The following is a 10,099-nucleotide window of genomic DNA, read 5'->3' on the forward strand; positions in this document are numbered from 1 at the left end:
ACCTGCTGGCCCGGACGGGCCGGCGGCGGGTTGGAGCCCAGATCCGACTCGGTCTCCACCACGGAGCCCTGCACCGTCTGGAACTGCAGCGTGGGATAGTACAGGCGGTTGCCGCCGCTGGACCTGCGCAGTCCCACGACGACGCCCGGCACCCGCACCCCGTGCCGCCGCAGCCGCTGCCCGACAGTCATCACCCGGATGCCGGCCCCGACGAACACCGCTCCGACCACGATTCCAAACAATGGCACGATTCCAAACAACGGCACGATGCTCATGTCCACCACCGCCTCCTTCTCATCTCGTTCAAGGGCCGCTGTCGCAGTCCCGTTCGAGGGCCTGCACCGCGCCGATTCGCTCCGGCTCAGGAGGACCGCGGATGAGGCTAGAGGCCGACAGTGGAGAACGACTTGTAGATCATTGGGGCGCCGCGCCTGGACGAGGAGATGGGCAGGTCATTAAGAACGGTGGTTCTCGGGTTCGCCACGTGGGGAACTTCCGCGATCTTCGTGATCTCCGGACTCAGGGGCCGGCCGCCTGCCGACAGAAGCCGTCCGGTGTTGCCGTACCGGCGACGCGTCGGTCGCGAGAACGGGGAACGTCACCTCCACCGTGGTGCCCTCCCCAGGCTCGCCGCTGATGAGGCAGAGTCCGCCCAGCTCCGCGGTGCGCTCGCGCATGGAGGCCAGGCCGACGCCCGAGCGGCGCTCCGGCGACAGGCCCACGCCGTCGTCGGCGATCAGCAGGCGCAGCGCCTCGGGCTCGCGACGCAGCTCGACACGGACGCGAGTGGCACGCGCGTGCCGCCGGACGTTGGTCAGCGCCTCCTGCGCGATCCGGTAGACGGCCACCTCGACGGCGGCGGGCAGGCCGGCCAGGTCGCCCTCGGCGCTCACCTCCGTGGCGGGGCCTTCGGAGTCGGCCGGCCCGGCCAGCGCCTGTACAGCGGCGGCCAGGCCCAGATCGTCCAAGGCGGGCGGGCGCAGGCCGTAGACGAGCTGCCGGATGTCGCCCGTGACCGCGTCCATGCCGGAGCGCAACTCGCGCAGCAGCCCGTCCGCCGCCTCCGGGGAGGTCTTCAGGCTGAGGCGGGCCATGTTGATGGTCATGGCCATCCTGCTGAGCGTCTGGCCCAGGCCGTCGTGCAGGTCGCGGCGCAGCCGCCGACGCTCCTCCTCCCGGGCGGTCAGGATGCGCTCCCGGGAGCCCTGCAGGTCGGCCGCCATCCGCAGCGCGTGCGCCACGTCGGCCGCGTACGGGACCAACGTTTCCAGCACCCGCTCGTCGTGCGCGGCGGGGAAGCGGCGCGGGGCAGGCGGGCCGACCAGCAGCCGCCCCACCTGCTCGCCGTGCCAGACCAGTGGTACCTCGCGCGGGGAGTCGCCGACCTGCCCGCTGACCATGCTTGCCACGCTGACCTGGTCCCCCGGCTCGCCGCCGGTCACCTCCACCGTGACCCCCTGTACCGCCAGGCCCTCGCGCAGCACCCCGATCACCGACGCCAGCGCTTGCGCCGGATCTCCCCGGCGCATCTCCTGGACCAGCCGCTCGGCGAGCACGCGTGGGTCGCCGACCGGACCGTAGAGCAGGCGGTCGACGGCACGTTGCAGCATCCGGCGCAACGGCTGGAAGAACGCGCCCGTGAACAGGGCGGCGGCGAGCCCGGCGATCTGGTCGTACCCGGACACCATCAGGCTCGACAGCGCGGCCACACCGAAGTAGACCCCGCCGACCACGGCCAGCAGCCCTGCGGCGACGAAGGTCCGGCTGATGACGGTGTCGATGCCGTACAGCCGGTAGCGCATCACCGAGAACACCATCGCGACGGGGACGAGCATCGCCCACAGGGTCGACAGCCAGTACAGCTCCGGCACGACGATGCCCACGAGCATGAACACGATGTACCCGGCGAACGCCAACAGCGGCCAGCCGATCTGCCGCCTGCCCACCGGGTCTGCCCGGCGAAGACGCAGCAGCAGGGACAGCGCCGCCAACGGCAGCGTCACCAAGATCCCCGTCCAGGTCAGCACCCCTATCGCCGAGTGGTACGGCGCCAGAGCGGGGATCTGCAGCGGGTTGTGGATGACGACGGGGAACAGGTAGCCCTCAAGCGGCGGATCCGGCCGCACGAACTGGCGCGCGGTCTCGGCACCGATGGACACCACACCCAGCAGCAGCACCGCTCGCCAGCGCGGCGAGGGCAACCTGCCGTCCGGGGAGTACAGCGGCAGCAGCATCTCCAGCACGAGCCCGCACACTGCCCAGCCCACCTGCGCCGGGAACCTCAGGAGCCCCGCCAGCGCGAGATCCCCGCGTGCCGCGGACGCCAGCATCATCGCCTGGCAGAAGTCGTAGACGGCACCGCCGAGCCCGCCCGCGCACATCAGCCATGCCAGCTTGAGCCGAGGCCGATGCGCGATGAGGAACGCGCTGACCACGGGAAAGGTCACCCCCGCCGCCGTCAGCGGCGTGACCGTCACCGGCGGCAGCCACTCCTCCGGAAGTCCCGCGAAGATCAGCATGGCCGCGACCACGAGCACCGGAGACAGCACAGCCAGGACGACGGCGACCGCCCGGGCTGCCCACGCCATCCCGACCCTGCTTTCCGGCTCCCGTTCCTGCTTGACCTTAGCGTGCCTGCGAAACGGCACAAAAGATGTGATTCACCGCCATCGTGGCGAATGGGTTACCAACTGGGAACTCGGCCGCAGGGCGTCCGGGTAATGGCCATGAATCCAACGATGTTGCTGCCGACCTGCGAAGACTCCTCGGGAAACACGATCACGAAACGGCGGACCAAGCTCTATCCATGCAGGTCAGACCTGTATCCGCGGGATTTTTCGCGATTGCTACCGGAACCCCCTCCAGGCAGCCTTCTCCGCCCCATACATGATCAGGGACGCGCATCGAAGTCCCCAGCCTTAACACGGCCCAGGAAGGCCGTCCAGTCCCCCGCCGAGAAGACAAGCGCGGCGCCGCGAGGATCCCTGGAGTCGCAGACAAGGTACTGGTTGTCTACGTGGGCCACCTCGACGCAGTTGTTGCCGCTGCCGCTCAGGCTGCTCTTGTGCCAGACGGCGCTCGCCAGATCAGTCATGGGGAACCTGCACCCCTCACCTCCAGGGAACCTTCTCCGACCCATCACATGATCAGGGACGCGTGTCGAACTCTCCAGCCTTGATACGACCTTTGATTCACCTGGTGCGGCTGGGCTGGGACCTGCGGGGCCTGGGGGTGAGCACCTCGCTGATGCTTCCCCAGGTGGGGCAGCCGGTGCTGGAGATCATGTCCGGGGGCGAGACCCGCGTCCGGATCGACTCCGGACGGACCACAGCAGGATCGATCACGGTCTGCCTGGGCCTGGGCGGCGGCATGATCCACGCCGAGGTGATCGACGACAGCTCGGCCACCAGCCTCCCCTTCGTCCGCGCGACCGACTTCGACAGCGACGGCGGACGCGGCCTGCTCCTGGTCGAGACCATGGCCACCGCCTGGGGCACCCACCACGCCCCCGAAGCAGGCACCGCCGTCTGGTTCCACCTCCCAACCAACGAAACCAACGAAACCAACGAAACCAACGAAACCACCAGAGCCAACGAACCTGACGGACCCGGCTCCCTCTCCAATTGGCCCATCTGACCCACCTGCCCCACCTGACCGAAGCTCCTCGCCCGAGGCGTACCCCTCCCTCCGGTCACAGTGGCAGCCCCTCCGCTCGCGGTGGCGCCCCAAGTCGCGGCGCGCCCTACCAGCGGTGTGCCCCACCAGACGATCACACTCGCCCCCGAGCCAAGCCATGACCGGCAACGACAAGCCCCAGCAAGCCGCGGCCAGCCGACCAACGACGGCAGGCACGATGGGCCCGATGAACCACGACGAGCCCCCTGCGCTCCTTCCCGCACCGGCGCTTCAGCTACGGCAATGGACCCAGAACGCCCCCGTACGGATTGCTTCAGCGTCAAAGAGCCCAATGGGCGGCCCGTAAGAAAGCGACTACGGCCCGCAGGCCGTACGGCGGGACAAGGGGTGCGCGGAGGTGGGTGGGTGCTCCGGGCGGCTTATAAGAATCCGCGACCACCGCGCCCGCCAGGCCGAAGGCCTGAATCCCCAAACCCGCCACCAACAACGGCCGCCCGGAGCACCCGCCCACCGGAGCGCGAACACACATCCGGCAGAACAACAGCCGCCGGGAACACCCACCCGCCAGGAAGAACCCGAACAGACCGCCCGCTAAGCGGAAACGGAAGCGGCGGCCTTGGCAGCGGCGGGAAGGGCGTCGGCGATGCGGGAGAGGGCCTCGTCGTCGTGGGCGGCGGACAGGAACCAGGCCTCGTACGCCGACGGCGGCAGGTAGACACCCTGGTCGAGCATCGAGTGGAAGAACGCCCGATAGGCGGCGGTGTTCTGCTTCTGGGCGGCGTCGAAGTCGACCACCCGCTCGTCGGTGAAGAAGATGGAGAACAGGCTCCCGGCACGCTGCAGGCGGTGCGGCACCCCGGCGGCGGCCAGCGCGTCGGCGGCGGCGCGGCCGATGACCAGGGCCGCGGCATCCACCTGGTCGTAGACGCCCTCGTCACAGGCGCGCAGGGTGGCCAGGCCGGCAGCACAGGCCAGCGGGTTTCCGGACAGGGTGCCCGCCTGGTAGACCGGCCCCTCAGGAGCGAGGTGGGCCATCACGTCGGCGCGACCGCCGAACGCGGCGGCGGGCAGGCCACCGCCCATGACCTTGCCGAAGGTCATCAGGTCGGCGTCGACCGGATCGAGCCCGTACCAACCCGCCTCCGAGACCCGGAAGCCGGTGAGCACCTCGTCGATGATCAGCAGGGCGCCGTGCGCGGTGCACAGCTCCCGCAGCCTGGCGTTGAACCCGTCCAGCGGCGGGACGACGCCCATGTTGGCCGGGCACGCCTCGGTGATCACGCACGCGATCTCGGCGCCGAACGCCTGGAACGCCTCGGTGACCGCCTCGATCGAGTTGTACGGCAGCACCACGGTGTCGGCGGCCGAGGCGCCGGTCACGCCGGGGGTGTCGGGCAGGCCGAAGGTCACCAGGCCGGAACCGGCCGAGGCGAGCAGGGCGTCGACATGGCCGTGGTAGCAGCCGGCGAACTTAATGATCTTGGATCGGCCGGTGAAGCCACGCGCCAGCCGCACCGCGGACATGGTGGCCTCGGTGCCGGAGCTGACCAGGCGGATCTTCTCCACCGGGTCGACCCGGGCGACGATCTCCTCGGCGAGCTCGACCTCGCCGGCCGTCGCCGTACCGAACGAGGTGCCGTCGCGCAGCGCCTCCTGAAGGGCCTCGATCACGGCGGGATGCCGGTGGCCGAGGATCATCGGCCCCCACGAGCAGACCAGGTCGACGTAACGGTTGCCGTCCACGTCGGTGATGTAGGGCCCCTGCCCCGAAGCCATGAAGCGCGGCGTGCCGCCGACGGCTCCGAAGGCGCGGACCGGGGAGTTGACACCTCCCGGGACGATCTCACGTGCGCGGGCGAACAGGTCCTCGGAGTTCTCAGTACGGCTCACGCCCACCAGGGTAGTCACCGCGGGACGAGCCTCCGCCTGCGGCGTTCCCCCCGGGGGAAGGCCGCCCCGGGTTCCGCACCGCGTGTTCGCCCCCACTGAGAGACGGGCTGCCCGAGCAGCCACGCCCCCGAATCACTGCGACCCAGAAAATTCATTCCAAAACGGGACATCTGCCCCGAGACAGCGGGACATCACCTGAGAGATCCTGCCCTCATGGCAGTCACGACGCCCCCCGCACAGCCCCCCGCTGTCCGGCCATCCGGCGTCCACGCCGTGCTCAACGGCGTCCTGGTCTACGGCACGCTGGCGCTGATCGCCGGGGGGATCTACTCCGGCCTGACCTGGCTGACCGGCACACTGTCCGGCGGCGAGGATCCGGTGGCCGGGCTCGTCGCGGCGCTGACCGTGGGCGCGGTCTTCCGCCCGGTACGGCTGCGCCTGCAGCGTGCCGTGAACCGGCTGCTCCGCGTCGAGCACGACCCCTACCGGGTGGCCGACCGGCTGAGCCGCACCCTGCAGGAGGCCGTCGACCCCGCCGAGGGGCTGGCCACCGCCGTGGTACTGGTCCGCCAGGCGCTGCGCGCCGACGGCGTGGCCGTCGAGGTCCACGGTGGAACCGTCGCCGACGGCGAGTTGGGGGAACGGTCGGTCGAGACTCCGCTGGTCTGGCACGGGGAGCCGGTCGGACGGCTGCTCAGCAGCGGTCCCGCCCCCTCACCGGACCTGCTGAACCTGCTGGCCCGGCACCTGGCCGAGCTGGCGCACGCCGTACGGCTCACCGCGGACCTCCGGCGGTCCAGGGAGCGCATCCTCACCACCCGGGAGGAGGAACGGCGCAGACTCCGCCGCGACCTGCACGACGGGCTGGGGCCGACGCTGGCCAGCCTGGCGATGACCGTGGACGAGGCCAGGCTCCGGCTGGAGCGGGATCCCGAGGCCGTGGAGGGACTGCTGATCCGCGTGCGCGACCAGATGGGCGCCGCGATCGTCGACGTCAGGGACCTGGTGTACGGTCTGCGCCCGCCCGCGCTGAAGGACCTCGGCCTGGCCGGCTCGCTGAGCTCGCTGGCCGACGCGCCGGGGCCGCGGGTGGACGTCGCGCTGGCCGGTCCGCTGGAGGACGTACCCCCGGCGGTGGAGGTGGCGGCCTACCGGATCGCCCAGGAGGCGCTCACCAACGTCCGCCGCCATGCCCAGGCCACCACCGCCCTGGTACGGGCCGAGGTGGTACCGGTCAAAGGCGTCGGGCCTACGGTCACCGGAGGCGGATCCGGCGGCATAGCGGACGCTGCGACGGCGGGCGGCGAGTTACGGCTCTCGATCGCCGACGACGGGATCGGCCTGCCGGAAAAGGTCCGCGGTGGCGTGGGCCTGCTCTCCATGCGCGAGCGGGCGGCGGAGACGGGCGGCTCGTGCACGATCGGGCCGCGTCCGGGTGGCGGCACCGAGGTCGTCGCCCGGCTACCCCTCGAAACGGAAGCACCGTGATCTCCTTCATCGGCGAAGACCTCACGACCTCATTCACGGACAACGGAGCCGGCATGACCTCCCCCACGCCCGCAGACCCCGTGACCGTCCCCAGGAACGAAGACAGAACGCCCTCTCCCGCGACCACCGCCAGCGCGACCGTCCCCAGGGACGAGAACCCCATGACCTCACCGGCAGACGGAGGCGCCACGGGGAACCGGCGGCGGACGGCGTTGGCCGTTCTCGTCTGGACCGGCGCGGTGCTGGCGCCGGTCTGCAACCTCCTGGCGATCTGGCTGGTCGAGCTGAGCGCCTCGACCTGGCGCGAGGACTTCATCACCCTGGATCCGACGGTCTTCCTGTTCCCGGTCGCCGGCGCGTTCCTCATCACCCGCCGGCCCCGGCTGCTCGTCCCCTGGCTGCTCTGGGCCAGCGGGGTGGCCGGCGGCCTCTACTACCTGGTCTACAGCGCCGCCCACTGGTTCTACCTCACCGACCCCGGAGGGATCACCCCCTATCTCGGGTGGCTGGCGCTGTGGCTGTGGCTGTGGCACGTTCCGGTGTTCATCTCGCTGCTGCCGCTGCTCTTCCCCGACGGCCGGCTGCCCTCCCGGCGCTGGCGGCCGGTCCTGTACGCCAACCTGGTCCTCATGGCCGGGCACTCGCTGTTCCTGGGACTGGCCCCGGATCCCGAGTTCGAGCTCCAGCTCCCGATCGCGAACCCCTTCGGCGTCGAGGCGCTGCGTGAGATCTCCCCGATCGTGGAGTCGTACATCGGCGCCCCGATGATGGCGCTCACCGCGCTCGGCGTGCTCTCGCTGGTCTTCCGCTACCGGGCGGGCAACACCGAGCTCCGGCGCCAGATCGCCTGGTACGTCGGCGCGCTGGTGGTGCTCCTGGTCTCCTGGATCCTCCGGGTGGCGACCGGCTCCTGGTTGCTGAGGGCCACGGAGACCCTCTTCATGGCCGGAGTGCCCCTGTCGATCATCGCGTCGGTGCTGCGCTACCGCCTCTACGGCATCGACGTCGTGCTCAACCGGGCGCTGGTCTACGGCTCCCTCGTCGCGGTCACCGGAGGCATCTACTTCGGGCTGATCTGGCTGGCCGGTGCCCTGGCCAGCGACCTGGGCCAAGGCGCCGGGCTGATCTCCGCACTGGCCGTGGGCGGTCTCTTCCACCCGGCACGGCTACGCCTGCAGCGGTTGGTGGACCGGGCCTTCGCCGTCGAGCGCGACCCCTACCGGGTCGTCGGCCTGCTCGGCCGTACCGGGCAGGGGGCGCAGGACCCGGCGGCGGCCCTCGGCGAGGCCGTGGCCCTGGTCCGCGGGGCGCTGGGAGCCACCGGGGTCGGCGTCGAGGTCCGCACCGGGCGGGGCGCGACGCGCGTGTTCACCGACGGGGAGCTTCGACCGGGGGCGGCGGAGACGCCGCTGTTCTGGCACGCGGACTGGGTCGGAACCCTGATGGTGGCGGGGGTCCGGCCGGGCCGCGAGCCGATGGAGGTGCTCGCCAGGCACCTCGCCGAGCTGGCGCACGCCGTACGGCTCACCGCCGACCTGCACCGCTCCCGGGAACGCATCCGGTCCACCCGCGACGAGGAGCGCCGCAGGCTGGGCAGGGAACTGCACGACGGGCTCGGCCCGGCGCTGACCAGCGTCACGTTCGCCCTCGACGAGGCGCGCAGAAGGCTCGACACCGACCCTCGGGCCGTCGAGAAGCTGCTGGTCCGGGTCCGCGAGGAGATGATCGCGACGATCACGTCGGTCCGCGAGCTGGTGTACGGCCTGCGCCCGCCCGCGCTGGACGACCTGGGTCTGGAGGGCGCGCTGCGGGCAGCGGCCGGAGAGACCGCGGTGACCGTGGCCGGCCCGCTGGACGACCTGCCCGCGGCCGTCGAGGTCGCCGCCTACCGCATCGCTCAGGAGGCGCTCACCAACGCCCGCCGCCATGCCGGCGCGACCACCGTCCTCATCCGGCTGCGCCGCCTGCCGGGTGAGCTGCGCGTGGAGGTCGCCGACGACGGGATCGGCCTGCCCGAGAACCCGGTCGCGGGCGTGGGGCTGACCTCGATGCGCGAGCGGGCGGCAGAGGTGGGAGGCTCATGTGTGATCGGCCGCGGGCCGGGCGGCGGCACGGAGGTGATCGCCAGGTTGCCGGTGGAGGAGGCCGAGTGATCACGGTACTGATCGTGGACGACCACCCGATCTTCCGGCAGGGTCTCCGCGGCCTGCTCGGAGCCATGGACATCGAGGTCGTCGGGGAGGCCTCCGGCGGCCAGGAGGCCGTGGCACTGGCCGCCGAGCTCCAGCCCGACGTGGTCGTGATGGACCTGCAGATGCCCGGCGGCAACGGCATCGAGGCGACCAGGACGATCACCAGGACCAGCCCGCGGATCGGGGTGCTGGTGCTGACCATGTTCCACGACGACGACTCGGTGTTCGCCGCGATGCGCGCCGGGGCGCGCGGTTACCTGCTCAAGGAGGCCGGCGCCGAGGAGATCGCCCGCGCTGTACACGCCGTCGCCGCCGGCGAGGCCATCTACGGGCCCGAGATCGCCCGCCGCGTCCTGACCTACTTCACCGGCATGCCCGATCCGTCACGTACCGCCTTCCCCGAGCTCACCGAGCGGGAGCGGGAGGTGCTCGGGCTGGTCGCCCAGGGCAAGGGCAACAGCGAGATCGCCGGGCTCCTCTTCCTGTCCGGCAAGACCGTGCGCAACCACGTCTCCAACATCTTCATGAAGCTCCAGGTGGCCGACCGCGCCCAGGCGATCGTCCGCGCCCGCGAGGCCGGCCTGGGTGGCTCTCCCTGACCGGGCGGCTGCTCCGTACCAGAGTCACTCACAGACGTCGGCGAGAAACTCCAGGACGCGGAGCGGATCGGGCAGCGGGCGGCCGTCCGGCGGGCGCAGCCACGAGCAGTGCTGGCCAGCGGGCAGGAGCGAGGGCGGGGCGAGGACGTAGCTGTCACGGCAGTGCCAGCGCAGGCCGGGCATCTCGTCGATGGTGGACGGGCCGAAGTCGAGGGCGCAGGACCACCACTCGTCCTCGTCGTCGGAGACGTTACGAGTGGCCACATAGAACAGGGCCCGGTCGCCGTTGACGGC

General features: G+C 71.2%; 8 protein-coding genes and 1 pseudogene. 4 read left to right on the top strand and 5 right to left on the bottom strand.

Going from position 1 to position 10,099, the window contains the following annotated elements; genetic code table 11:
- From ABZU75_RS42965 to ABZU75_RS42975, 3 genes are all read right to left on the bottom strand, one after another.
- A partial coding sequence (locus ABZU75_RS42965) for a DUF3592 domain-containing protein (RefSeq protein ID WP_355568097.1) occupies positions 1-248 on the bottom strand: 248 nt, incomplete at its 3' end.
- Positions 249-455: 207 nt separating this feature from the next.
- Positions 456-2,588, bottom strand: coding sequence for a sensor histidine kinase (locus tag ABZU75_RS42970; protein ID WP_355568100.1), 2,133 nt, complete (start codon positions 2,586-2,588; stop codon positions 456-458).
- Between the two features lie 302 nt (positions 2,589-2,890).
- Entirely contained in the window at positions 2,891-3,094 is a 204-nt protein-coding gene (locus ABZU75_RS42975) for a DUF397 domain-containing protein (protein WP_355568103.1), read from the bottom strand.
- Positions 3,095-3,174: 80 nt separating this feature from the next.
- Between ABZU75_RS42975 and ABZU75_RS42980 the strand changes: the two genes are divergently transcribed.
- A complete protein-coding gene (locus ABZU75_RS42980) occupies positions 3,175-3,636 on the top strand; it encodes an ATP-binding protein (RefSeq protein WP_355568106.1) in 462 nt (153 codons plus the stop codon).
- Between the two features lie 591 nt (positions 3,637-4,227).
- Here ABZU75_RS42980 and hemL read toward each other — a convergent pair.
- Complete coding sequence (hemL, locus tag ABZU75_RS42985) at positions 4,228-5,526, bottom strand: glutamate-1-semialdehyde 2,1-aminomutase (protein ID WP_355568109.1); 1,299 nt, start codon at positions 5,524-5,526, stop codon at positions 4,228-4,230.
- Positions 5,527-5,739: 213 nt separating this feature from the next.
- Here hemL and ABZU75_RS42990 point away from each other — a divergent pair, with 213 nt between their 5' ends.
- Genes ABZU75_RS42990 through ABZU75_RS43000 form a run of 3 tightly spaced genes read left to right on the top strand, consistent with a single transcriptional unit; the run spans position 5,740 to position 9,805 of the window.
- Entirely contained in the window at positions 5,740-7,014 is a 1,275-nt protein-coding gene (locus tag ABZU75_RS42990; RefSeq protein ID WP_355568111.1) for a sensor histidine kinase, read from the top strand.
- A gap of 53 nt (positions 7,015-7,067) precedes the next feature.
- The gene (locus tag ABZU75_RS42995; protein WP_355568115.1) at positions 7,068-9,167 is read left to right on the top strand and encodes a sensor histidine kinase; all 2,100 of its coding nucleotides are present in this window, start codon (positions 7,068-7,070) and stop codon (positions 9,165-9,167) included.
- Positions 9,164-9,805 (top strand): response regulator transcription factor, encoded by a 642-nt coding sequence (locus tag ABZU75_RS43000; RefSeq protein WP_355568118.1) that lies wholly within the window; start codon positions 9,164-9,166, stop codon positions 9,803-9,805. The genes ABZU75_RS42995 and ABZU75_RS43000 overlap by 4 nt, the downstream gene beginning before the upstream one ends.
- 24 nt (positions 9,806-9,829) lie before the next feature.
- Here ABZU75_RS43000 and ABZU75_RS43005 read toward each other — a convergent pair.
- A pseudogene (locus ABZU75_RS43005) lies at positions 9,830-10,099 on the bottom strand (DNA primase); the annotation flags it as partial.

Source organism: Streptosporangium sp. NPDC005286 (assembly GCF_040607515.1).
GTDB lineage: Bacteria > Actinomycetota > Actinomycetes > Streptosporangiales > Streptosporangiaceae > Streptosporangium.